The sequence below is a fragment of the Herbidospora mongoliensis genome (assembly GCF_001570545.1).
GTDB classification, from domain to species: Bacteria; Actinomycetota; Actinomycetes; order Streptosporangiales; family Streptosporangiaceae; genus Herbidospora; species Herbidospora mongoliensis.
Genome location: NZ_BBXD01000013.1, coordinates 230005 through 255084, shown reverse-complemented (window position 1 = coordinate 255084; position 25080 = coordinate 230005). Strand labels below are relative to the sequence as shown.

Annotated in this window: 20 protein-coding genes; 6 read left to right on the top strand and 14 right to left on the bottom strand. The window is 68.0% G+C overall.

All coding sequences use genetic code 11. The features are described 5' to 3' along the window. The 4 genes from AW272_RS18230 to AW272_RS18215 are packed head-to-tail and all read right to left on the bottom strand — an operon-like array spanning nt 1 to nt 4658. Complete coding sequence (locus AW272_RS18230) at nt 1-1737, bottom strand: glycoside hydrolase family 127 protein (RefSeq protein WP_066366445.1); 1737 nt, start codon at nt 1735-1737, stop codon at nt 1-3. Continuing rightward, nucleotides 1730-2509 (bottom strand): carbohydrate ABC transporter permease, encoded by a 780-nt coding sequence (locus tag AW272_RS18225; RefSeq protein WP_066366442.1) that lies wholly within the window; start codon nt 2507-2509, stop codon nt 1730-1732. The genes AW272_RS18230 and AW272_RS18225 overlap by 8 nt, the downstream gene beginning before the upstream one ends. Further along, a complete protein-coding gene (locus AW272_RS18220) occupies nt 2506-3381 on the bottom strand; it encodes a carbohydrate ABC transporter permease (protein WP_066366434.1) in 876 nt (291 codons plus the stop codon). The genes AW272_RS18225 and AW272_RS18220 overlap by 4 nt, the downstream gene beginning before the upstream one ends. After that, nucleotides 3378-4658: an ABC transporter substrate-binding protein gene (locus tag AW272_RS18215; RefSeq protein WP_066366429.1), complete on the bottom strand. Its 1281-nt coding sequence runs from the start codon at nt 4656-4658 to the stop codon at nt 3378-3380. Before AW272_RS18215 ends, AW272_RS18220 begins: the two co-directional genes overlap by 4 nt. Nucleotides 4659-4807: 149 nt before the next feature. Between AW272_RS18215 and AW272_RS18210 the strand changes: the two genes are divergently transcribed. From AW272_RS18210 to AW272_RS18195, 4 genes are all read left to right on the top strand, one after another. After that, nucleotides 4808-5797 (top strand): LacI family DNA-binding transcriptional regulator, encoded by a 990-nt coding sequence (locus AW272_RS18210; RefSeq protein ID WP_066366428.1) that lies wholly within the window; start codon nt 4808-4810, stop codon nt 5795-5797. Nucleotides 5798-5865: 68 nt separating this feature from the next. Then, entirely contained in the window at nt 5866-7236 is a 1371-nt protein-coding gene (locus tag AW272_RS18205) for a glycoside hydrolase family 43 protein (RefSeq protein WP_245657612.1), read from the top strand. Next, the gene (locus AW272_RS18200) at nt 7233-10466 is read left to right on the top strand and encodes a galactose-binding domain-containing protein (RefSeq protein ID WP_174551830.1); all 3234 of its coding nucleotides are present in this window, start codon (nt 7233-7235) and stop codon (nt 10464-10466) included. Before AW272_RS18205 ends, AW272_RS18200 begins: the two co-directional genes overlap by 4 nt. Before the next feature lie 68 nt (nt 10467-10534). Further along, nucleotides 10535-11722, top strand: a complete 1188-nt coding sequence (locus AW272_RS18195; protein ID WP_066366424.1) for a cellulose-binding domain-containing protein — start codon at nt 10535-10537, stop codon at nt 11720-11722. An 18-nt stretch (nt 11723-11740) separates the two neighbouring features. On the opposite strand, the gene AW272_RS18190 is transcribed toward AW272_RS18195, so the two are convergent. Genes AW272_RS18190 through AW272_RS18180 form a run of 3 tightly spaced genes read right to left on the bottom strand, consistent with a single transcriptional unit; the run spans nt 11741 to nt 15571 of the window. After that, on the bottom strand, nt 11741-12985 hold the full coding sequence (locus AW272_RS18190) for a hypothetical protein (RefSeq protein WP_066366422.1): 1245 nt from the start codon (nt 12983-12985) through the stop codon (nt 11741-11743). A 31-nt stretch (nt 12986-13016) separates the two neighbouring features. Then, nucleotides 13017-14825: a 3-oxoacyl-[acyl-carrier-protein] synthase III C-terminal domain-containing protein gene (locus tag AW272_RS18185; RefSeq protein WP_066366419.1), complete on the bottom strand. Its 1809-nt coding sequence runs from the start codon at nt 14823-14825 to the stop codon at nt 13017-13019. Between the two features lie 29 nt (nt 14826-14854). Further along, nucleotides 14855-15571 carry an SDR family NAD(P)-dependent oxidoreductase gene (locus tag AW272_RS18180; RefSeq protein WP_066366413.1) on the bottom strand — a complete coding sequence of 239 codons (717 nt, stop codon included), beginning with the start codon at nt 15569-15571 and terminating at the stop codon, nt 14855-14857. Between the two features lie 71 nt (nt 15572-15642). Between AW272_RS18180 and AW272_RS18175 the strand changes: the two genes are divergently transcribed. Further along, entirely contained in the window at nt 15643-16581 is a 939-nt protein-coding gene (locus AW272_RS18175; RefSeq protein ID WP_066366410.1) for a LysR substrate-binding domain-containing protein, read from the top strand. Here AW272_RS18175 and AW272_RS18170 read toward each other — a convergent pair. Next, entirely contained in the window at nt 16512-17678 is a 1167-nt protein-coding gene (locus AW272_RS18170) for an endo-1,4-beta-xylanase (protein WP_066366409.1), read from the bottom strand. The two genes, AW272_RS18175 and AW272_RS18170, sit on opposite strands and share 70 nt — an antisense overlap. Before the next feature lie 253 nt (nt 17679-17931). On the opposite strand from AW272_RS18170, the gene metH reads away from it, so the two are divergent. Further along, on the top strand, nt 17932-21471 hold the full coding sequence (gene metH, locus AW272_RS18165) for a methionine synthase (protein ID WP_066366408.1): 3540 nt from the start codon (nt 17932-17934) through the stop codon (nt 21469-21471). Here the strand turns inward: metH and AW272_RS42120 are convergent. From AW272_RS42120 to AW272_RS18140, 6 genes are all read right to left on the bottom strand, one after another. Next, entirely contained in the window at nt 21464-21580 is a 117-nt protein-coding gene (locus AW272_RS42120; protein ID WP_169807564.1) for a nuclear transport factor 2 family protein, read from the bottom strand. The genes metH and AW272_RS42120 overlap by 8 nt on opposite strands. A 25-nt stretch (nt 21581-21605) precedes the next feature. Beyond that, on the bottom strand, nt 21606-22019 hold the full coding sequence (locus tag AW272_RS18160; RefSeq protein WP_066366407.1) for a nuclear transport factor 2 family protein: 414 nt from the start codon (nt 22017-22019) through the stop codon (nt 21606-21608). Nucleotides 22020-22023: 4 nt separating this feature from the next. Continuing rightward, on the bottom strand, nt 22024-22833 hold the full coding sequence (locus tag AW272_RS18155; protein ID WP_218010940.1) for a sigma-70 family RNA polymerase sigma factor: 810 nt from the start codon (nt 22831-22833) through the stop codon (nt 22024-22026). 46 nt (nt 22834-22879) lie between these two features. Continuing rightward, nucleotides 22880-23722 (bottom strand): LolA-like protein, encoded by an 843-nt coding sequence (locus tag AW272_RS18150; RefSeq protein ID WP_157518621.1) that lies wholly within the window; start codon nt 23720-23722, stop codon nt 22880-22882. An 86-nt stretch (nt 23723-23808) separates the two neighbouring features. Continuing rightward, the gene (locus AW272_RS18145) at nt 23809-24489 is read right to left on the bottom strand and encodes a hypothetical protein (protein WP_157518620.1); all 681 of its coding nucleotides are present in this window, start codon (nt 24487-24489) and stop codon (nt 23809-23811) included. 79 nt (nt 24490-24568) lie between these two features. Beyond that, nucleotides 24569-25060 (bottom strand): MarR family winged helix-turn-helix transcriptional regulator, encoded by a 492-nt coding sequence (locus AW272_RS18140; RefSeq protein ID WP_083958424.1) that lies wholly within the window; start codon nt 25058-25060, stop codon nt 24569-24571. Between the last annotated feature and the right edge of the window lie 20 nt (nt 25061-25080).

The window sequence follows — 25080 nt, the reverse complement described above, 5'->3', positions numbered from 1 at the left end:
TCACCTTTTGGGCAACCACACCCTCATGGTCGCCGGGCCGTGGTTGCCCCACTGGTAGTAGGGCCGCAGCCGCAGGCGGAGCGGTTCGCCCTCGTCTTCGACGGGCCGGCCGTACGGCCACGGCTGGTCCTCGATCTGCGTCAACGTGGCCGCGACCTCCAGGCCGTCGTCGGTCACCGCAGGCGGCTGCGAGGTGTCGACGGTGATCCGGGACAGCGGCGGCTGGTCGCCCGGAGACTCGGCGCAGTAGACGAGGGGGCCGCGTTCTACCGCCACGCAGCCGCGCAGCGCGTCGATGCGGGGGTCGGGCTCGACGAAGCGCGGGGGCATCCGCAGGTCGACCGATACCTCTTCACCGGGTGCCCAGACGCGGGACCACTCGGCCGTGCCGCCGCCCGCCCACAGCGGGAGGCGCAGCGACAGGACCCGCAGCCGGTCGGGGGCCTCGACCACGCGCAGGGTCGCGGCGCCCGACCACGGCACGTCGGTGGAGACCTCGACGACGAAGCCGTCGTGCTCGATGCGGGCCGGGGTCAGGTGCTGGATCTGCACTCCGGCGTCGTTGCTGGTGGCGACATAGGCGGGCAGGGCGGCGAAGGTGCGGGCCAGGTTCGTCGGGCAGCAGGAGACCGCGCGCCAGGGTGCCCGAAGGCCGCCGTCGGCGCGGGGGCTGACGCCCGTGACGGTCTCGCCGGCGACCCTGACCTGGAGGGGGTTGGTGTAGAAGAACGACTGGCCGTCGAGGGCGGGACCGGCGGCGATGACGTTGTAGAAGGTGCGCTCCGCGACGTCGGCGTAGCGGCGGTTGCCGGTGGCCAGCAGGAGGCGGTGCGACAGCATGAACGACGCCACCCCGGCGCACGTCTCGTTGTAGGCCCGGTCGGGGGGCAGTTCCCAGTCCTCGCCGAACGACTCGCCGCTGTGCCGGGAGCCCATGCCGCCGGTCAGGTGGGTGCGGCGGGCGACGGTGCGTTCCCACTGGCGTTCGACCAGGTCGAGCAGGTCGCGGTCGTTCGTCTCCACGGCCAGGTCGACGACCGCGCTGGTCAGGTAGAGCATTCTGACCGCGTGGCCGCGGAAGACGTCGGCCTTCCTGAACGGCACGTCGTCCTGGAAGTAGGCCCGGCCGAACTCGATGTCGGCCAGGGCCGGGGCGCCCCGGCGGTCGATGAAGCGGCGGGCCATCTCCAGGTAGCGCTCGGTCCTGGTCACCCGGTAGAGCTCGATCAGAGCCATCTCGATCTCGGCGTGGCCGCAGACGCCCCGGCCGTTCATGAACACGTGGCAGACGTGGTCGGCGGCGCGCTTCGCCACTTCGAGGAGTTCACCGCCGCCGGCCGTGCGGGCCTGGGCCACACCGGCCTGGATCAGGTGGCCGTAGCAGTAGAGCTCATGACCCCACTCCAGGTCGCTGTAGCGGGCCTGGCCCCACTTCGTGTTCAGATAGCCGTCGGCCTCCTGGGCGTGGGCGAGCACCGAGGTCAGCTCGTCGAGGCGCGGGTCGCCGGTCCAGGCCATCGCCTCCATCAGCTTGTAGACCTCGGAGTCGCTGAACTCCCGGCCCCGGCGCGGGGCGCCGGTGAAGTTGGCCACCCAGCCGACCCGGTCGATCCACTCGTGACAGTGGTCGATGATCGTCTCGGTGGGGAATGAGCCCCAGAAGCCGTCGTGAAGTCGTACCGAAGAGATCCCCAAAGGGGTCAGCACGCCACCCGATGGCACGACAGGACTATCCACGCAAGGCTCCAGACATGAATCCGCGCACGTAGTAGCGCTGGAGAACGAGGAACAGGATCAGACACGGAATCGCCATGACCATGACGCCCGCCTGCAGCACGCCGTAGTCGATCGCGCCGAAGGTGCGCTGCGTCATGCTCACCACCGCCACCGGCAGCGGGAAACTCGCGCCGTCGCTGAGCAGGATCAACGGCGCGAAGAAGTCGTTCCACGAGGCCAGGAACGCGAACAGCCCGACGGTCACCAGGCCGGGCCGCACGGCGGGCAGCAGCACCGACAGCAGCACCCGCAGCGACCCCGCGCCGTCGACGAGCGCCGACTCCTCGATCTCACGCGGGATCGCCTCGAACGAGTTGCGCATCATGTACAGCGCGAACGGCAACTGGAACATCACGAACACGAGCGAGAGCCCGAGCAGCGAGTTCTGCAGCCCGACATAGTCGAGCAGCACGTAGAGGGGGATGAGAATGGTCGCGTACGGGACCATCAGAATCGCCAGCGCCGCCAGGAACAGCAGGTTCTTGCCCGGAAAGCTGAACCGGGCGAACGCGTAGCCGCCGAGCGTGGCCACCAGCACGGTGCCGATGACGGTCATGCCGGACAAGGTCAGGCTGTTGGTGACGTAGGTGCCCAGCCCTTCACCGAACCCGACGATGCTCCGGTAGTTGGCCGTCGTCAGCCCGTCAGGCCCCTGCACGGACGCCCACCCGCTCCAGATCAGCGGAAACAGGAAGATCACGGAGAGCGCGAGCCGTGGGGAGTAGTACTTCACTTGGTCGTCGCCCCTCTCAGAATCCGCATCTGTACGGCGTTCAGCGCGACCAGCACAACCAGCAGCACCATCGAGAGCGCCGCCGCGCCGCCCAGGTCGAAGCGGAAGAAGGCGTTGCGGTAGACCACCATCACCATCGACACCGTGCTGTTGTCCGGGCCGCCGTTGGTGAAGATGAAGAACTGGTCGAACGCCAGCAGCGACCCCGTGATCGACAGGATCAGCATCAGCGCGATCGTCGGCCGCAGCAGCGGCAGGGTGATCCGCCGGAAGATCTGCCAGCGGTTGGCGCCGTCGGCCCGCGCGGCCTCGTACACCTCGACCGGAATGGCCTGGAGGCCGGTCAGCAGGATCAGCATGTTGAACCCGGCGAACCTCCAGAGCACCAGGATGATCGTCGAGGTCAGCGCCATGTTCGGGGAGCCGATCCAGTTCACCCCGAGGAACCCGAACGGCCCGAAGTCGTTGTTGAGCATGCCGTAGAACACCAGCCCGGCCGCGGCGAACCCGACCGCGCCGGGCAGGAAGAACGCGGCCCGGAAGAAGCCGACCCCGCGGCGGCGGTCCTGCACCAGCAGCGCGAGACCCAGCGCCACCGCCGACAGCAGGATGGTGATGATCACCGTGTACTTCAGGGTGAACAGCACCGAGTCGAGGAACAGCGGGTCGCCGGGGATCTTCGTGTAGTTGGCCGGGAAGTTCAGCTTGGCCGCGCCCAGCAGCGGCCACTTGTTCAGCGACATGAACACGACGAGCACCAGCGGCGCGATGAACAGCACCAGCACGATGAGCGCCGTGGGGGCGGCATACGCCCAACCGGCCGGCGCGCGACGGCGCGCCGGCCGGGGAGCGGTCGTGGGCTCCACTGTCACTGAGTCAGCGACTGGTTGATGGTCTCGTTCAGCTCGGCCACCTTCGCCACGTCGCCGAACACGGCCTCACGGGCCAGGCGGAGCCACGGCCCCTGCGGGTCGTTGAAGGTCTCACCGAACTTCAGCGCGTACGGCGTCCGGCCCTTGCCGACCAGTGAGTTGATCAGGACCACACGCGGGTCCTCGGCCGAGTACTTGTTGTTCGCCAGGTCGACCCGGGCGAGCACGTCCTTGTTCTTGGCCATGACCTCGACCTGCGCCTCGTCGGAGACCGACCAGGACAGGAACTCCCACGCCGCGTCGACGTTCGTCGAGGTCGAGGAGATGCCGACGGAGTCGCCGCCGACGAAGGTCGACTCGCCGCCGTCGGGGCCGGCGATGGGGGCGACGCCGATCTTCATCTCGGCCGGCATCGAGCCGAGCGTGGTGGACGGCATCGGCATGACGCCGATCTCGCCCTTCGGGAAGAAGCCGGTCCAGGTCGGGCCCTGCTCCTCCTTCGTGGTCGGGCCGCTGACCTTGTTCTCGTAGAGGCCCCGGTAGATCGAGAAGACGTCGGTCATGGGGGAGGAGCCGACCGCCGACTCGGTGCCGTCGGCGTTCATGACCTCGCCGCCGGCCGCCCAGACCGAGGGCCAGAACGTGAAGACGTAACATCCACCGCAGTTGCCGCCGAAGAACGTGCCGTGGACCTTTCCGTCGGCGCCGAGCTTCTCCTGCACGGTCGTGGCCTGCTCGGCGAACTCCTTGAGCGAGGCCGGGCCCTTCTCGGGGTCGAGCCCCGCCTTCTCGTAGAGGTCCTTGTTCCAGAACCAGACCGAGAGGTCGAGGGTGTGCGGCAGCGTGTACTGGCGGCCCTCGTAGGTGCCGAGCGTCATGTGCGACGGGGCCAGCGAGTCTTTGAACGGCAGTGCCGCGATGCGGTCGCTGATGTCGGCGAACAGCCCCTGCGAGGTGTAGTTCGGCACGAACACCACGTCGGATGCGAAGATGTCGGGCAGCTGCTTGGCCCCGGCCGCGGCGGCGATGCGCGGCTGGTAGTTGTCCGTCGGGATGACGGTCATCTTGACCTGGTTCTTGTGCGAGGCGTTGTATGCCTTCACCAGGCGTTCACTTTGCGCCTGCGTAGCCGCACGGGTCCACATGGTGACGGTCGTAGGTCCGGCTGCGGCCGGTTCCTGCGAGGTGGCGGGGGTCTCTTCAGCGCCGCCACCGCAGGCGGCCAGGGATGTTGCGAGGAGCGCGGCCACGGCGAGCGCGGGCAGTTTTTTGAGCATGGGGGGTTCCTCTCAACCGAAAAACTGAAAAGGTTTTCGGAAATGTAGCCGCAACATACGCCCCGATCCGGGGCATGGGAAGCCCTTGCTCTGTTACAAATGCGCAGCTACCTTCGGGCGTTAGAACCCCACTACGGAAAAGGCTTTCGATGCGACGTATCGCCACGATCAGCGATGTGGCTCACCTGGCCGGCGTGTCGATCGCCACCGCGTCGAAGGCGCTCAACAACAAAGACCAGGTGCGCGCCGAGACCCGGCAGCGCGTCCTGGAGGCCGCCGAACAGCTGGCGTTCAAACCCAATCCGGCGGCCCGCAGCCTGCTCGGCGGCCCCACCCGCACGGTCGGCCTGCTGACCAGTGACAGCGTCGGCCGTTTCGGCATCCCGGTGATGCTGGGCGCGGAAGACGCCTTCGGCGGCGGCGAGATGGCCGTGCTGCTCTGCGACGCGCGGGGCGACTCGATCCGCGAGCAGCACTACATCCGCACGTTACTGGCCCGGCGGGTGGACGGCATCATCGTGGTGGGCGAGAGCACCGACCCGCGCCCGTCGATCAGTCGTGACCTGGGCGTTCCCGTCGTGTACGCCTACGGCCCCTCCGACGATCCGGAGGACGTGTCGTTCGTGCCCGACGACGTCGAAGGGTCGGCCACCGCCATCAGGCACCTGGTGACCCTCGGCCGCCGCAGGATCGCCCATGTGACCGGGCTGGCGACCTACCAGGCGGCGAAGGAACGGGCCGAAGGGGCCGCCGCGGCGCTGGCCGAGGCGGGGCTGGAACCGGGGCCGGTCTTCTGGGGCCAGTGGTCACAGCGCTGGGGCCGCCAGGCCGCCGCGATGGTGCTGCACGCCGACCCCGACGTCGACGCGGTGTTCTGCGGCAGCGACCAGATCGCGGCCGGGTTCGTGGAGGCCGCCAGGGAACGTGGGCGGCGCATCCCCGAAGACATCGCCATCGTGGGCTACGACAACTGGGAGGTGCTCGCCGCCGAGAGCCGGCCGCCGCTGACCACCATCGACCCCAACCTGGAAGTGCTCGGCCGCACCGCGGCACAGCACCTGTTCGCGGCCATCGACGGCCGTGCGACCCCCGGCGTGCACCGCATGCCGGTGCAGCTCGTCATCCGCGACTCCACCTGAGCCCCGCACCGCCACCCAGGCGGTGTCCTATGAATGTTAGCGCTAACATTTCGGAAGGAACCGCTCCCGTGAAACGCCGATTAGCCATTCCGACGACCCTGCTCCTGTTGCTGGGCGTCGCGCTCCCCGCCCAGGCGGCGGCCCCCATCACCACCCAGATCTACACCGCCGACCCCGCCGCGCTCGTCGTCGGCGACACGCTCTACCTCTACACCGGCCATGACGAGGCCACTTCCACCGGCCAGAACTTCGTCATGCGCGACTGGCACGTCTACTCCTCCAGCGACGCGGCCACCTTCACCGACCAGGGCGCGCGCCTGGCGATCTCGAACTTCTCCTGGGCCAGCCTCGACGCCTGGGCCGGTGAGGTCGAACGCGGCGCCGACGGACGCTACTACTGGTACGTCTCCATCAACGGCAACGGCCCCGGCTGGATGAACATCGGCGTGGCCGTCGGCAACAGCCCGACCGGCCCGTTCACCGACGCCATCGGCGGCCCGCTGATCAGCGACTCCACCACCAATTCGAGCCCTCTCAACATCGACCCGACCGTCTTCACCGACGACGACGGCCAGGTCTACATGTACTGGGGTTCGTACTACGGCCTCCGAGCGGCACGACTGAACAGCAACATGACCTCTCTGCAAGGCTCGGTCGTCACGCCGTCCGGAGTGTCGAACTTCTGGGAGGCGCCGTGGATGTTCAAGCGCAACGGCACCTACTACCTGGCCTACGCGGCCAATGACTCCGGCTGCGCCTCCCCGGAGTACGCCTGCATCCGCTACGCGACGGCCTCGAACCCGCTCGGTCCCTGGACGCATCGCGGGGTGGTGCTCGACATGGTCAGCTCGACGACCAACCACCCGGCGATCATCGAGTACAAGGGCCAGTGGTACATGGTCTACCACAACGCCGCCGCGCCGGGCGGAGGCAATTTCCGCAGGTCGGTGACGCTCGACAAGCTCTACTTCAATGCCGACGGGACGATGCAGAAGGTCGTCCAGACCTCGGGCGGCACGTCCTCGAATCTGGCTTCGAGTGCCACCGCCTCCACGTCCTACGTCTCCTCGTGGGAGACGCTGAACGCGATCAAGGACGGGTTCGCGCCGACGAACTCGGCCGACCGGTCGCACGGCGTCTACGGCAACTGGAACCAGCAGGGCACCCAGTGGGTCGAATACCGCTGGCCGACGGCGCAGAACATCAGTAAGACCGCCGCCTACTGGTTCGACGACGACCAGGGGATCGATCTGCCGGCGTCGTGCCAGCTCCAGTACTGGAACGGCTCCGCCTACGTGAACATCGGGTCGTGCGGCGTCGCCGCCAACCAGTACAACACCATGACCTTCCCGCAGGTCTCCACCACCCGGCTCCGGCTCAACATGACCTCCCGGACCGGTCTGTCGACCGGACTGATCGAATGGACGGTGGGCGTATGAAGTTCCTCCGCGCTTCTGCTGCTCTGGCGCTCTTAGCCGGGCTGATCGTCGCAGGTCCAGCCGCTTCGGCGGCGCAGACGATCGGCTTCCCCAGCTTCAGCGGCCCGGCCGTTCCGGCGCCGCCCGTGTCGTACACGACCGGCAACATGATGCAGGCCATGTACGACGCGGAATCCTCCGGCACCGACTTCTGGATGGACCGTCTCCTCGGCAGAACAGGCAGTGACCCGGCCGGGAACTGGCTGATGACGCGGGGCCGGGCGCTCTACATGAAGACGCACAACCCCGGCACGCTGGGCTTCTCCGGCCAGGTGGCGTACTGGGAGGCGATCGGCGGGTCCTCCGCCTTCACCGTGGCCATCACGCCCGGCACCTTCTCCGAGCAGGTGTCGCAGCGGTTCCAGGCCCCCAGCTTCTGGCGCAGCGTCCACACGAGCGGGTCCCTCGTGGTGACGCAGCAGAAGTTCATCACCGACGACAACGTCGCCGTGGCGAACTACTCGATCGTCAACAACGGCTCGTCGTCATCGACACTGCAGCTCAGGGCTACCTCGCCCTATGCCACGAGCGGCTCGGGAAACGAGCTGACGGGGCAGGTGAACGCGTACAACAACCTGACCACGCTGTTCCCCAGGCTCAGCGGTGACGGCTTCGCCGTCAGCAGCGGCGGCCTGAACCGCTCCGTCACGGTCGCGCCGGGCGCCACCGTGACCGCGAAGGTCGTGATGGGTTTCGTGACCAACGAGATCCCCGGCTCGCTGACCGAATACAACACCTACAAGGGCTTCACCAACGCCACGGCGTACGCCACCCACGTCAGGGCCTACAACCTCTGGTGGGCGCAGAACCTGCCGTACATCGACGTGGCCGAGGCGGCGATCAAGAAGAACGTCTACTACCGCTGGTGGTTGATGCGCTACAACAACCTCGACGCGGACATCCCCGGCCAGACGTTCCAGTTCCCGGTGTCGATGGAGGGCGTGCTCGGCTACAACAACGCGATCGCGCTGACCCAGCCGATGCACATCGACGACCTCAAATATCTGCGGACGCCCATGTACGCCTACGGCAACTGGCTGTCCACGGGTCAGACGTCCAGGAACGGCCGGTTCATGGACAACCCCGGCGACCCGGAGAACTGGTCGAACAGCTACACCCAGTACATCTCCGAGGCGGCCTGGCGGGCCTACCAGATCCACGGCGGCCAGCCCGCCATCGCCGGCGCGCTCGCGCGTTACGCCGAACGCGACGTGAAGGGCCAGCTCAGCTACTACGACACCGACAACAACAAGCTCATCGAGTACGACTGGGGCGCCCTCACCGGCAACGACGCCGACGCGGTCTCGTTCCACTGGAAGCCGGGCCGGATGGACCGGGCGGAGTCGGCCTACCAGTACAGCGGCGCGCTCGCCGCTTCGCAGGCCTACGCGGCGGTCGGCAACACCGCCAAGGCCGCCGAGATGCAGACGCTGGCGACCGACATCCAGAACGCCATCGTCAACGTGCTCTGGAACCCGTCCCGCCAGCTCTTCGAGCACCGGCTGAAGTCGACGAACGAGTACGTGCCGTGGAAGGAGATCAATAACTACTACCCGTTTTCTGTCGGCGCGATCCCGAACACCGCCACCTACCGGCAGGCGCTGCGTCTCTACGACGACCCGGCGCAGTATCCGATCTTCCCCTTCTACACCGCCAACCAGACCGACAAGGCGGCCGCCGCGGCGGCGGGGAACCCGGGCTCCAACAACTTCTCCACGATCAACTCGACGGTCCAGTTCCGGCTCTACTCGTCGGTCCTGCGCAACTACCCGAACTCGTGGATGACCGCGAACGACTACAAGAAACTCCTCTACTGGAACACGTGGGCGCAGTACGTCGGCGGCAACACCGCCTGGCCCGACGCCAACGAGTTCTGGGCCGACTGGAACGGCTCCTCCGTCCAGTACCGCTCCTGGATCCACCACAACATCCTGGGCAGCAGCAACTGGACGGTGATCGAGGACGTCGCCGGCCTGCGCCCGCGCAACGACGCGAAGGTGGAACTGTCCCCGATCAACATCGGCTGGACCCACTTCACCGTCAACAACCTGCGCTACCGCAACGCCGACCTGACCATCACCTGGGACGACCCCGCCGACGGCGTCACCCGCTACCCGGGTGTGCCGCAGGGCTACTCGATCTTCATCAACGGCACGCGGGTCGCGACCGTGAACTCGCTGGTCCCGTTCACATGGGACCCCGCCACCGGCGCGGTGACCACCTCCGGGACGGTCGCCTACAACCAGGCCTACTCGGGGATCCAGTCGCCCAACCAGGTCGCCTTCACCGGCGGCCGGATGACCGACATCCTCGACAAGGCGGGGATCAACGTCGCCTCCGGGCTGATTCCCTCCACCGGGAGCGCGTCTTCCGGCACCAATGTCGCGGGCGCGGTGGACGGCCTGCCGGTCAACGAGCCCTTCTGGGGCGGTACGGGCGCCACGACCGACTGGTATGAGCTGAACCTGGGCTCGTCGCAGCCGGTCAACGAGATGCGGATGTGGTTCAAGGACTCGCGGCCGGCCTCGGCGACGTATCGGGCGCCCTCGGCGTACACGATCCAGTATCTGAACGGCTCGACGTGGACGGCGGTGCCCTCGCAGACGAAGACGCCCTCGGCTCCACGGGCCAACTACAACGTGGTGACGTTCCCGTCGGTGACGGCGGCCAGGATCCGCGTGCAGGTGACCAACGCCGGGAGCGCCAAGAGCGGGCTCACGGAGGTCTCGGCCTACAACCGGGGCGGCACCCCGCCACCGGTCGGCAACCTGGCCCTGGCGGCGACCCCGTCGGCCTCCTACACCTCGTCGTGGGAGACGGCCGCGGCGCTGAACGACGGCATCCAGCCGCCGTCCTCGAACGACACCGTGAACCCGCGCTGGGGCAGCTGGCCCGAGACCGGGACGCAGTACGGCGAACTGACGTGGTCGTCCGCCCAGACGCTCAGCCGTGCGGAGGTCTACTTCTTCGACGACGAGCAGGGCATCGACATGCCGTCGGCCTGGAAGCTCCAGTACTGGAACGGGTCTTCCTACGTCGACGTGCCCGGGGCCGGTTCCTACGGGCTGGCCAAGAACCAGTTCAACTCGGTGACCTTCACCCCCGTGAGCAGCACCCGCCTGAGAGTGGTGCTGACCAGCACGGGAACCGCTTCGCTCGGCCTTCTTGAGGTCAGGGCGTTCGCGAACTAGGTCCATCGGCGGGCGCCGCTCCTCGCGACGGCGCCCGCTTCCACCCACCATATGGGAGCGCTCCCACAATGAGACGAACATCCTTCTGGGCCGTGGCCCTCACGGTCATGGCCGCGCTGGGCGTGATCGTCGCCCAGCCCGCGCAGGCGGCCGTCGCCTGCTCCGTCACCTACGCCAAGGCGTGGGAGAACGGCGGCGCCTTCGGCGGCAACGTCACGATCGACAACCTCGGCGATCCGGTGAACCCGTGGACGCTGCGGTTCTCCTGGCCGGGCAACCAGCAGGTGAGCCAGGGCTGGAACGGGACCTGGACCCAATCCGGCGCCAACGTGACTGTGTCGGCCCCCGGCTACGCGCCCGTCCTGTCCACGGGCGCGAGCATCACGATCGGCTTCAACGGCACCTACAGCGGGGCGAACGGGTCGCCCACCTCGTACACCCTGAACGGAGTGACCTGCGGCGGCCCGGCTACTCCCAGACCAACCCCAACCCCCACACCGACGCCTCCGCCCGCTAGTGGCTGGAACCCGCCGTCGAACCTGGTCTCCCCGCTGAACCAGGTCTGGTCGCACGTCGAGAGCACCTACCCCAACCTCTACGGGTTCCGGAACTACGGCTGGGACCAGATCATGGCCAACCGGGGATACGTGAACTACTGCGTGCGATGGGACTCCTCGGCCACGGTCACCGCGGCCCAGCGGGACGCCGTCCACGCGACCCTGGCCCGGCAGTTCAAGAGGTGGATGGACGTCATGGCCGGGCACAACGCCTGGCCCTACGGCGACGTGCCGGTGCGGGTCGTCGGCTGGGCGGTCCGGGACCGGGCCCAGCTCCAGTGGACGGACAACTCGGTCGACGTCTACGTCGGCGACATCGGCGAGAACGCCCCGCAGTGCGCCCCGCCGTGCGGCCGGTTCTTCAACCAGGGCGGCACCTATCCGAACTGCCCCGGCGGGGCCGCGCGGCACTACGACATGTCGCTCTGGCTGACGTCGGGCTTCGGCGGCGGCGCGGGCGGCGACTGGGGCCAGCGCATGGGGTCGGAATACTTCATGAACAACCTCAATGCCGCCAACCTGCACATCTTCCTGCACGAGGTCGGCCACACCTTCGGCCTGGACGACTTCTACGACTGGACCCCGTCAGGAGTGAACGGCTTCCTGATGAAGGCCGGCAGCGCTTCTCAGATCACCGATTTCGACGCCTGGATGTTCCGCGACTTCTGGCGTCATCTGAAGAACAGATACGGCCTCTGACCCGTTCGGGCCGGGCGGTCAGCGGCTGCCCGGCCCGATCTGGGCGAAGATCTGCAGACCTGTCAGCACGATCGGCAGCAGGACGACCGTCGCGAACGCCCCGAACGGCACCGTGCGCAGCCGCATCGGCCTGATCCGGGCGGCGTTGGTCCGGGCGAACTCGGCCACGAGCGGCTGCACCTGGCTGAGGTCGCGCTCGTCGACGTCCGCGAGGAGTTCCGACAGTTCGGCGATGCGGGCCTGCTTGGCGGCCCGCTCCACGGTCCGGAAGCACAGCCACGGCACCAGCGTGTAGACGGGGGCGAGCAGGACGTACAGGAGAATCAGCCCGAAGACGGAGATGGGCACACTGCTGCCCAGAGCCGCGATCAGAACGGCGATGGCGGTACCGAGCAGGACCAGCGCCCAGTAGGTCGTGCGGTAGACGCGGGCGACCGGGGTCCAGCCGAAGCGGCCGTCCCGGTTGTACCAGTCGGCGCGCAGGTCGGCGGCGAAGTAGAGGGCGACGCTGAAGTAGACGGTCAGCACGCCGACCACGTTGAACGTGAAGATCAGCACCATCGCCAGGAACGCCAGCACCGTGTAGATGACCACGCCCAGCGGGTGTTCCGGCCCGGCCCACCAGTTCTGCTTGGCCAGCTCGACCCATTGGGCCTGCTCGGCGGCGGAGACGCCGCGGGGCGCGAAGACCCGGAAGGCGTTCTGGCTCAGACCGTTGGCCAGCAGGGTCGCGAAGATGAAGCTGACGAAGACGACCGAACCGAACAGAACGATTTTGGTACGGGTGGTGACGACGCCGAACTTGTGGTCGAGCCGGTCGAGCGCGGTGCCCTCGTCGCCCGCGAGCAGCCGGTCGATGCCGAGCAGCCGGGAGAACACGTTCGACTTGGGCACCGGGCGGGGCACGATCGTGCGCGATTCGCGCAGCGCCGTGAGGGCGGTGGAGACGTAGTGCCAGTTCCGGTGCAGTAACGCGAAACCGGTGACCACCAGGAATCCGCACAGCAGGCTGGTGAAATCACGGAGCAGCGGGAAATTCGGCTCGGATGATTTCCCGGAACCGGTCAGCGCGTAAGTGACGTCGGCCGGGAAACGGAAATCGGCCGGCCGCCCGAACGTGCCCTCGATGAGGGTGCACGCCACGGTGACCAGGAAGACGACCAGCCCGGCGAGTAAGATCCAGGTGGTCCCCCTGTCCCGTAATCGGCCGGGGAATATCGGTATGTATTCGAATGGATCGAACTGCGCGCGTGGTTCACTCATCTGCTCTCCCGCACGCATGCTAAATGGGTGATCACATTCGGTACAACGCCGCGCCGATCTCAATTCCGCTCGCCGCTCCGACGATGACGACGAGATCTCCGGGGGCGGCCTCCAGCGTCGCGAACGCGAACGGCAACGCCGAGGTGAACAGCTCGATGTCCGGCATCAGCACGGCCGAGATCTCCTCTTCGGTCACGCCGTGGGCGGCCAGCAACTCGGCGACAACCTGGGGGACCAACGCGGCGGTGCGGTCGGCGAGCAGCTCACGGTCGCCCGCCCGCGCGAAGGAACGGCCGTCCTCCTGCACCGCCCCCGCGTAGAAGTCGGCGAGCTGCTCGTCGAAGTGGCGCGAGTGGAAACCGGCGAAACCGCCCTCGCCCGCTTCCAGGAGCAGCGCGGACCCCCGGCGCGCCACGCCGCCGCCGTCTTCGGACGCGACGACCAGCACCGTGTTCACCGTCCCGGCGCTGATGAGCTCGGCGGCCACCCGGCAGGCGTCGAGGGTGCCCAGCCCGCCGTTGGTGAGGTCGAAGCCGAGGAAGTCGCCGCCGAGACCGAGTTCCCCCGCCGCGGTCGCGGCGACGGCGGGCTCGGCGATGAGGCCGGTGACGTAGACCCCCGTGTGGATGAGCAGATCGGGCTGCTCGCGGCCGGCCAGGCAGTCGGTGACCGCCTCGCGGAGCAGCTCGACCGTGGTGGCGCCTTCGGTGGCCAGCCCGACCGCGCCGATGCGCACCCCCCGCAGCGGGGCCGGCGTCGCCGGGGGCGTGGGCCGGTCCGACTTACGGCCCTCGGCGAGCCGGTCGGGCAGGTCGTCGAGGGTGTAGACGGCGGTGCCGACGGTCACGCCCGACGCGGCGATCTCGAAGAGCACCCGCTGCCCCGATTCGACGCGGCCGTCGTGGGAGGCGTCGTGCAGGGCCACCAGGTGGGCGGTCGTGGACGTGTTGCCCCGCGTCGCCAGGTTGTCGATGACGTTGCCCTTGTCCAGGACCTTGGCCCCGAACGCGCGGTTGGCCTGCCGGATGCCGGCCCTGATGGCCAGGGACGACATCTGGTGCGGGATGAACCGGTCGATGTCGCCGATCGGCAGGTCGATGGCGGCGAGCGACTCGGCGGCGTGCGCGATCGACTCACGGATGCAGATGGCCGCCAGTGTCGCCATCTGGGTCTTCATCACCGCGCCGCCGTGCGGCTGGTCGGAGGGCCCGGCCACGCACAGCGTGTGGTGCTCCCCGATCGTGCGAAGCCCGATGTGCCGGAACCCGGCGCGGTCGTCGTCGGAGCGGGTCAGCAGCACCGCCGCGCCCGCGTCGCCGAGGGTGAGGCAGGCGATGCGCGGATCGTTCTTGCCCTCGATCTCGAGCTGGGCCGTGGGGATCATGTGGGAGACGAACTCCCCGCTGACGACCAGGGCGGTGCGGATCCGCCCCGCCCGGATCAGCGCGTCGGCGAGCCAGATGCCGGTGAACGTCCCGGCGCACGCGTTCGCCAGGTCGAACGTCCAGGCGTCGTGGCAGCCGAGGAGCCGGCGCAGCCGCGTGGCCAGGGCCGGTTCGTAGGTCGCCCACGACGGCCCGTCGACCCGCGAGATGCTCGTGTTGATCAGCAGGTCGACCTCGCCTGCCGGGATCGACGACCGCGACAGGCAGTCGAGCCCCGCCCGGGCCGCCAGGTCGACCGAGTATTCGCCCTCACCGGCCACCCGCCGGGAGACGATCCCGGTCGTCAGCTCCAGCGGTAGGTCGAGCGGCCGCAGGCAGCCGTCGACGACGTCACGGGTGGCGACGATACGCGAGGGCGACGCCACCCCTAAGGAGTCGATGACCGTCCGGACCATCCGCCAACCCTACGTTCCCCGGGTCTCGATTAGGCGGTCTGCCCGCCGTCCAGCGGAATCCTGGCCCCGTTGAGGTAGCCGGACTCGTCCCCCGCGAGGAACACGGCCATGTCGGCGACGTCGGTCACCGTCCCGATCCGGCGGGAGGGGATGGTCTCCAGGTCGACGTACTCCCGGGCGGCCAGTGACATCGGCGCGTCCACGATCGGCAGGGTCAGCGCGTTGGCGGTGAGACCGTACTGACCGTATTCGTGGGCCCACGACTGGGTGAGGTTCTCCAGCGCCGCCTTGCTGGCGTTGTAGACCGACGCCCCGGGCCAGGCCCGGCGGACCCCCGTGCTGGAGATGTTCACGATCCGCCCGCCGGGCTTCCTGATCAGGTGCGGCAGGACGTCCCGCGTGATCAGGTAGGCCGCCCGGAAGTTGAGCCCGACGATCCGGTCGAAGTCGTCCTCGGTGACCTGGTCGGTGAGCGTGTCGCCGAAGGCGGCGGCGTTGTTGACCAGCACGTCGAGCCCGCCGTGCGCCTCGACGGCGGCGACGAGCGCGTTCCGGGTCCCGGCCTGGGTGAGGTCCCCCGGGACGAACGTGGCGCCCGCGATCTCCTTGGCGATCAGCTCCCCGAGGTCGGCCCGGCGGCCCGTGAACACGATGGTCGCCCCTTCGGCGCCGAAGCGCCGTGCGATGCCCTCACCGATCCCGGAGGTGCCGCCGGTGACGAGCGCGATCTTTCCTGAAAGTCTCATGGCTCTGACGCTAAGAGCGCGGGGTTCATAAGATCAAAGACCGATTGTCAATGCGTTGATAAGCTGAAAGCATGAACTTCGAGCTGCGCCACCTGGAGGGCTTCGTCGCCCTGGCCGAAGAACTCCACTTCGCCCGCGCCGCCGAACGTCTCCACATCGCCCAGCCGGCCCTGTCGCAGCAGATCCAGAAACTCGAGTCGGTCCTCGGCGTCGAGCTCCTGATCAGGGAGAAACGCCGCACCCGCCTGACCCATGTGGGGGAGCTGTTCCTGGTCGAGGCCCGCCGCACACTGGCCCAGGCGAAGGTCGCCCAGGCGGTGGCCGACCAGGCCAGACGCGGGGAGCTGGGGCGTCTCAGGGTGGCGTACATGCCGACCACCTCGTCGGGCCCGTTCCTGGCGATGCTCGCCGACTTCCGGAACCGTCACACCGGCGTCGAGGTCGACCTCCTCGAACTCCCGCTGGGCGCCACGACCCAGCCGCCGGATGTGGACGTCGCCTTCATCTCCCGCATCGGCGACATCGTCTGCCCGGAGGGCACGATCCTCTCGGTCGAACCGTTCATCGCCGCCCTGCCCGTGCACCACCCGCTGGCGGCCGACCCGGTGATCGAACTCACCGACCTGTCCCAGGACCCCTTCGTCATCCTCGACCTGGCCGACTGCGCCCAGTGGGCGGAAACCGTCCATGGCATGTGCACCACGGCCGGTTTCCGCCCCAACGTCACCCACCGCGTCTGCCAGGTCTCGACGCAGCTCATGAGCGTCGCGGCCGGGCTGGGCGTGGCCCTGGTCCCCGCCTCGGCGGAGGGCCTCCGCCGGGAGGGCGTGGCCTTCGTCCCGTTGAAGGGCCCCACGGCCACGATCACCGCGGCGGCCCTGTGGCGGGCCTCCGATTCGTCACCGGTGCTGACGAGGTTCGTCCAGGGCCTTGTCGAAGGTCAGCGGCGTGGTCTGGGCAGGACGTTCGGCGGGCCCGCGAACACCAGGTCCGACTTGATCGAGTTGTAGGCGCGCTTCGGCTGGTAGTTCTCGTCGTAGAGGGTCGCGAGGCCCTCCGGCGGGTTGGTGAACCAGGTCGGCACCCACGAGTGCTTGTCCGTGAAGCCCCACACCGTGTACGACAGGCAGTGCCGGTTCAGCAGGCAGGCCTGCAGGAGCACGCTGAAGTTCGAGGCGGAGGCCTGGAGACGGGGGTTGATCTCGTTGGTGTCGCCGGCCTGAACGCCGGCGGTCATCTGGCTCCGCACGTCGACCTCGGTGAACGCGCTGACCATCCCCAGGTCGGAGAAAGCGTCCAGGACCTCCTTCACCTGGAAGGCGTCGAAGTTCCCGTACTGCGTTCCGAGGTGCCCCTGCGAGCCGAACCCGTCGATCGGCACGCCCTGGGAGCGCAGCTTCTTGATCAGGTTGTAGATGAACCAGACCTTGTCACCGGCGCCCCGGTCGCCGAAGGCCTCCATGTTGTAGTCGTTGTAGAACAGCAGCGCCGAGGGGTCGGCGGCGCGGGCCCAGCGGAAGGCGTCGGCGATGTAGTCAGGGCCGAGGTTCTGCGCCCAGAAGCCCTTCAGGTGGATCTCCGAGGGGGTGTCCCACGGGTCGCTGGCGGCCTCGTTGACGACGTCCCACTGCCAGATCTTGCCCTTGTAGCGCTTCACGACGGTCGTGATGTGCTTGCGGAGCAGGTCGCGAAGCTGGGTCTTGGAGATCGAGCCGTCGGCGACGCCGGCGGTCAGCCATGCCGGCAGCTGGTTGTGCCAGACCAGGACGTGGCCGCGCACCTTCTGGTTGTTCTTGCGGGCGAAGTCGATCAACGCGTCGGCGGCGGCCCAGTCGTAGGTGCCGCGGGTGGGCTCCAGGCTCTCCCACTTCATGGCGTTCTCGTGGGTGACGCTGCTGAACTGCTGGGTGGCGATGGTCTTGTACTGGGGTTCGGCCAGGGCGTCGTTGCTGATCGCCGTGCCGATCGCCAGGTTGTGCCGGGCGGCTAAGGCTTTCAGGCTCTGGTCCTGTACGGCCGGAGGCCGCCCATTAGCCGACACGGGTCCCGGGCTGAGCACAGCCACAAGTCCGAGCGCCGTGGCCGCGATGACCACCAGTCGTCTCATCGAACTCTCTCCTTTGGGGGGTCAGGCTCCAAAATGTTTCGGAGATGTTCCGAAATCGAATGCTAGCCAGACCGAGCAAAGTGAGAAAGACCCAGTTTGTAGGACCGAAATATTTCGATGGTCTTGACATGCGGTGGGTTTGTTAAACTGGTCCGCAGGTCGAGAGGCGCTGCAACGGGCTTGTGAACGCCCGCCACGCTCGGCTGGAACCATCCCAGTAAGGTCGCCTCTTCCTTAGTACGGAGGAGGCTCAGTGGATCTTCGTCAGCTGCTCGCCGACCGAGTCGCGGTGCTCGACGGAGCCTGGGGCACGATGCTCCAGGGCGCCGGGTTGACCGCGGCCGATTACGGCGATGAGCGTTACGCGGGCGACCCCGACATGCTCAACCTGACGCGGCCCGACCTGATCCTCGACGTCCACCGGCAATATCTCGCCGCCGGCGCCGACATCACCACGACCAACACCTTCACCGCCACGAGCATCGGGCAGGCCGACTACGGCGCCGAGCACCTCGTGCGGGAGCAGAACCTCCAGGGCGCTCGGCTGGCCAGGCAGGCCGCCGACGAGCTCGGCGGGCGGTTCGTCGCGGGCTCGGTCGGGCCCCTCAACGTCACGCTGTCGCTGTCGCCCAAGGTCGAGGACCCGGCCTATCGGGCGGTGAACTTCGACCAGGTCAAGGCCTCCTACGCCGAGCAGATCTCCGCGCTCGCGGAGGGCGGGGTCGACCTGCTGCTGATCGAGACGATCTTCGACACGCTCAACTGCAAGGCGGCCATCGCCGCCGCCCGCGAGGTCGCGCCGGAACTGCCCCTGTGGATCTCCGTCACGATCGTCGACCTGAGCGGGCGCACGCTGTCCGGGCAGACCGTCGAGGCGTTCTGGCGGTCGATCGAGATCGCCAAGCCCCTGGTCGTCGGGGTCAACTGCTCGCTGGGCGCTACCGAGATGCGGCCCCACGTCGCCGAACTGGCGAAGATCGCGGGTACCTACGTCGCCAGCCACCCCAACGCCGGTCTGCCCAACGCGTTCGGCGGCTACGACCAGACGCCCGAGGAGACCGGCGCGCTGCTCGGTGAGTTCGCCCGGCAGGGCATGGTCAACATCGCCGGTGGGTGCTGCGGCACGACCCCGGCCCACATCGCGAAGATCGCCGAAGCGGTGAAGGGCCTCCCGCCGCGTGGGGTGCCCACTCCCGCGCCGCAGACCCGGTTCAGCGGTCTGGAGCCGTTCGCCATCGGGCCCGACACCGGGTTCGTGATGATCGGTGAGCGCACCAACGTGACCGGTTCCGCCCGGTTCCGGCGGATGATCGAGGGCAACGACCACCAAGCGGCCGTCGACGTCGCCCTGGAGCAGGTGCGCGGTGGCGCCAACCTGCTCGACGTGAACATGGACGCCGACCTGCTCGACAGCGAGCAGGCCATGACGACCTTCCTGAACCTGATCGCGACCGAGCCCGAGGTGGCCCGGGTGCCGATCATGGTCGACAGCTCGAAGTGGACGGTCCTTGAGGCCGGGCTCAAGTGCGTCCAGGGCAAGGGCGTGGTCAACTCGATCAGCCTCAAGGAGGGCGAGGAGGTCTTCCTCGACCACGCCAGGCAGATCAAGAACTACGGCGCCGGTGTCGTCGTGATGGCCTTCGACGAGCAGGGCCAGGCCGACACGACCGAGCGCAAGGTCGCGATCTGCGGCCGGGCCTACGACATCCTCACCCAGCAGGCCGGGTTCGTGGCCGAGGACATCATCTTCGACCCCAACGTCCTGGCGGTGGCGACCGGGATCAGCGAGCACAACTCGTACGCGAAGAACTTCATCGACGCCCTCCCGCTGATCAAACAGCGTTGCCCCGGTGTCCGGATCAGCGGTGGCATCTCGAACCTGTCGTTCTCGTTCCGGGGCAACGACATCGTCCGCGAGGCCATGCACTCGGCGTTCCTGTTCCATGCCGTCACGGCCGGGCTCGACATGGGCATCGTGAACGCCGGGCAGCTCGCCGTCTACCAGGACATCCCCGCCGAGCTGCTGGAACTCGTCGAAGACGTGATCTTCGACCGGCGTGAGGACGCCACCGACCGGCTCGTCTCCTACGCCGAGACGGTCAAGGGCAGCGGCACCGCCCGTGTCGTCGACCTCTCGTGGCGGGAGGCGCCGGTCAAGGAGCGGCTGGCGCACGCTCTCGTGCACGGCATCGTCGACTTCATCGTCGAGGACACCGAGGAGGCCCGGCAGATGTCGGCCCGTCCGCTCGACGTCATCGAAGGCCCGCTGATGGACGGCATGAAGATCGTCGGCGACCTGTTCGGGTCGGGCAAGATGTTCCTGCCGCAGGTCGTGAAGAGCGCCCGGGTGATGAAGCGCTCGGTCGCCTACCTCGAACCGTTCATGGAGAAGGACAAGTCCGACTCAGGCCAGGGCACTGTGGTGCTGGCGACGGTGAAGGGCGACGTCCACGACATCGGCAAGAACATCGTCGGCGTGGTGCTGGGCTGCAACAACTACAAGGTCATCGACCTGGGCGTGATGGTTCCCGCGGCCAAGATCCTCGACATCGCCGAGGCCGAGGGCGCCGATGTGATCGGTCTGTCCGGCCTGATCACGCCGTCGCTCGACGAGATGGTCAGCGTCGCCGCCGAGATGACCGCGCGGGGCATGTCGACGCCGCTGCTGATCGGCGGGGCGACGACGTCCAAGCAGCACACCGCGGTGCGGATCGCGCCCGCCTACGACGCGCTCACCCTCCACGTGCTCGACGCGTCGCGGGTGGTCGGCGTGGTGTCCGACCTGCTCGACCCCGCGCGGGCCAAGGAACTGGCGATCACGTCCAAGACCGACCAGGACCGGCTCAGGGTGCAGCACGAGACGCGCATCCGGCAGCCGCTGCTCTCGCTCAAGAAGATCCGGGCCAACCGCACGGCCGTCTCCTACGACGACCTGCCCACGCCCGAGTTCACCGGGGTGCGCACGGTCAACCCCTCGATCGCCGAGCTGCGGGAGTTCATCGACTGGCAGTTCCTCGGGCTGGCCTGGGGGCTGAAGGGCAAGTACCCCGCGATCCTGGAGCGGCCCGAGGCGCGCGAGCTCTACGACGACGCGTTCGCGATGCTCGACCAGATCATCGCCGACGGGTCGTTCCACGCCGAGGGCGTCTACGGCTTCTGGCCGGCCCACTCCGAGGGCGACGACATCGTCGTCGGCCCGAAGAGGTTCCCGATGTTGCGGCAGCAGACGCAGAAGCCCGAAGGCCGGCCTAACCGCTGCCTGTCCGACTGGGTGGCGCCCGAGGGCGACCACATGGGCGGGTTCGCGGTGGCCATCCAGGGGGCCGACGTCCTGTCCGCCCGCTACGAGGCCGACAACGACGACTACAAGGCGATCATGGTGAAGGCGCTGGCCGACCGGCTCGCCGAGGCGTTCGCCGAGTGGATCCACCTGAAGGCCCGCCGCGAGTGGTTCGAGCCCGGCGCCGAGCCGCTGCTCGAAGACCTGCACGCCGAGAAGTTCCGCGGCATCCGGCCGGCGCTCGGCTACCCCGCCACGCCCGACCACAGCGAGAAGCGCGACCTGTTCGACCTGCTCGGCGCCGAGTCGGCGGGCATCGCGCTGACCGAGTCGTTCGCGATGACCCCGGCGGCGGCGGTCAGCGGCCTGATCCTGCAGCACCCCGACGCGCGCTACTTCACCGTCGGCCGTCTCGACAAGGACCAGATCCACGACTACGCGGCCCGCCGGGGCATGCCGGTCGACGAGGTGGAGCGCTGGCTGCGCCCCAACCTCGCCTACGACCCTAAATAGCGCTCAGGTGCTGGTGGACGAGCACCCAGCGTCCACCACGCCTGGCGAACACCCGGGTCGCCCGCGACGCGCCGCCGAGGACGAGGTCGTGGCCGAACGACACCGCCACGCTGTCTCCTGAGAGAACCCGCAGGTCAGAGATCTCCCAGGGCCCTGATCTCGTCCTCGCCGGAGAGCTCCGACGGGAACGAGTGGTGCTCGTGGGCGATCCGCCACTGCCCGTCGACCATCTTCAGGCCGAAGGTGAGGCGGAGCCGTACCGGAGAGTCGTCGGTGGCGTCGGCGCAGCGTGCGATGGCGAAGGCGTACGCGACGTCGGCCCCCGCGACGACGTCGAGCTCCTCGATGTCGAAGACCGCGCCAGAACGCTGCCACTCGAAGAACCCGGGCCAGGTGTCCCGGTAGGCGCCGATGCCGCGGACCCCCTCATACGGAGGCGGCACGTCGAACATGACGATGTCGTCGGTGTGCTGGGCGGTGACCTGGTCGAGGTCACCCTCGTGGACCGCGCGGGCCCAGTTCTCGATCAGCTTGCGGATGTCGTCCATACCTCTACAACCCGAGGAAGCGCACGAATTCGTCGCTGACGAACGAGACGACCGCGGAAATCCGCGCGCCCCGGAAGACGAGCACGTCGACGCTGACGGGAAGCTCCCGGCCCTCACTGATCATGTACGTCACCCACACCTTCGGCGACGAGGTCGCGACGAACCGCCACCCGAACTGGAGCGGCCCCTCGACCAGGAATTGCCGGATCTCCGCGTGGCCGTGGTAGCGCTCGTCGAGCGGCGGCATCGTGTACTTGGCGTCCTCGGTCAGCATCGCGACGATCCCGTCGAGATCCCCGGCGTGCCAGGCGGCGGCGTAGCGCGCGGCCGCGTCGCGCTGCCCCTCCTCGCCGAGCGAGTCCTGCTCCGCGAGGGCCGCACGGGCCCGCCTGACGGCGCTGTGCACGGCGGTCGCCGAGGTCCCGAGCATGTCGGCGGCCTCCTGCGCCGAATAGCCGAGGACGTCTCTGAGCAGCAGCGCGGCCCGCTGGGGCGGGGTCAGATGGTGGATGGCCGCCACGAAGGCCAGCTCCACGCTCTCCTGGACGAGCACCTTGGTCTCGGCGCTCTCCACGAAGATGGGCGGCCCGAGCTCGATCGGTTGTTTGCGCTGCCCGATGATCGTCAGGGCGCGATTGGTGGCGATCTTGTAGAGCCAGGCGCGCAGCGAGCCCTCGAACCCGTCGAGGTTCCGCCAGGCCCGTTGCAGCGTCTCCTGTACGGCGTCCTCGGCGTCGTCCATCGACCCGAGCAACCGGTAGCAGTGGGCCCGCAGTTCGTCCCGATATACGGCGACCTCGTCGAAAGACGTCACCCCGCCGATTCTGCCGAACCGGCGGGGCGCGTTCACTGCTTCGGCGTCAGTCGCCCAGGTTGATGGCGCCGATGACGTTCGGCTTGGTGAATTCGCCGATCGCGTCCTCGAAGTCCCAGACGTACTGCTCCGCCGGCGGGTCGATCCAGACCTTCTTGCCCCACGCGGTCAGGTAGGTGTCGGAGCTCAGCTTGACCTGCTGCTTCTTGCCCTTGGTGTCGGTCGACTCCAGCACGTCGCGGGTCGTGATGCGGCGGATCAGGCCGTCTTCGGTGCCGATCCACAGCTTCCAGTTGAGGGTCCAGGACAGCGGATAGCCGGGCAGGCTCACGTCCAGCTTCTGCCTGCCGGTGTAGAGCGTGGTGGCCACCCCGTTGACGACCCCGCCCGGCTTCTTCGACGTCGTCGACTTCAGCAGCGTGCGCAGCTCTTTGGGAGACAGCACGTTGATGGCCGTGTTGCCCAGTCCTGACGAGTTGCCCTTGGCCTTGGCACGGATCCAGGTCTTGCCCGGGGGCGGGTCGAGAAGGCCGACCAGGGGACCGGACAGGTACGTGGCGCCCTTGACGTTGATCGTCTGGGTCGAGGAGAGGTCGAAGCCGCCGAACAGATCGATCAGTTCCGGCGGCAGCGTCTCTTCCTGGCTGCTGGTGGCGATGATGCTGCTCGCCGTGATCCGCGATCGGCCGAACTGGAGGTCGCCGTACGTCCGGCTCTTGAAGCCCAGGTCCGGTTCGATCTTGCTGACCGAGTTGAAGTGGACCCCGTGCGCGCTCTTCAACTGCGCGGTCAGTGCCGCCACCGGGTCTGCCGCCCTGGCCTGCGCCGCCCCCGTGGTCAGCGCCGTCACCATGGCGAACGCCGCAGCGGCCGCGATTAATCGCTTCATTCTTTTGTCACCCCGTTTGTCGTGATTGCCGGTAACCCTGTCCTATTCGGACAGGGTTATCAAGCCGTTCGCGACAAAGTGGTCAGTTAACTGCGGGAAGTGACAAGCCGCTGGTCAGGAGCGTAGATCCATACCGGCTTGCCCCATTCCGTGAGATACGTGTCACGGACGGTCCGGTCTTTTCCATCCTTTTTCGCCGTGTCACTCGTGACCCGTCGAATCAGACCGTCACTTCCGATCCAGATCTTCCAGTCCGTCACACGGATCTTGCTGCGGTAGCGGCCCTCGTAGATCGTCGTCGACACCCCGTCGAGGACGGTTCCGGCGGACTTCTTCTTCGCCGACTTCACCAGCGCGCCGATCTCCGCCACCGAGAGCGAGTGTACGACCGGGTCGTCGAGCCCGGCGGCCGTCACGTCGTCGTTCAGCTTCCAGCCGCCGGCGTCGTCGTCGTGGTAGACGTCGTCACCGACCCAGATGGTCTCGCTGATCTTCTCGTGCCGCTCCTCCATCGTGGCGGACGGCGCGAGGACCGGCTCCACGATGGCGCGGTTGGCCTTCACCCGGGACCACCCGAACTGGAGGTCACCGTAGATCTTGAAGGTGGCGTCGTCGGTTCTCTGCACGGTCTCGTAATGCACCCCGTGGGCGCTTTCGAGCTTTGCCGCGAGTGCCTGGAGGGGGTCGGCGGGTGCGGCGGCGGCCGGAGTGGTGAGAACCGTGCCCACCATGGCCGCGCTCCCGGCGAATGCGATTAATCGCCTCATGGCGGACAGCGTATTGGTGAGAAGTCTCCGCGCGATGAACTTTGCGCGCGCAATCACGAAACCTTCACATATCCGTCGGTCAGACGCCGTCGCCGAGGTCGATCAGCACGTCGCGCAGCAGGTCGGCCAGGGCGCGCAGGCGTTCCGGCGGGACGGGTGCGAGCAACTCCCGATGGGCCTTCGTGGTCTCCAGGGACAGTTGCTCTGATTTGGCCACGCCTTCGGGCGTGAGGCGTACCCAGGAGGAACGGCCGTCGGTGGGGTCGGGCTCGCGCACGATCAGGCCCGTGGACTGCAGCCGCTGGAGGATGTTGCTGGTGCCGCCCGTGGTGAGCATGACGTGGGCGGACAGACGGCTCGGCTTGAGGCGGTAGGGCTCGCCTTCGCGGCGCAGGGTGGCGAGCACGTCGAAGTCGGCGTAGGTCAGGCCGTGGGCGCCGAGGACACGGGCGGTGACCTCCTCGATCTTTCCCTTCAGCCGGCCCGAGCGCTTGACGATCTCCAGTTCCGTCGTGGCGGCCTCGGGAAGCTCGGTCCGCCACCTGGTGATCATTTCGTCCACGCGGTCCATGGCTTGAGTGTAATTGTCTC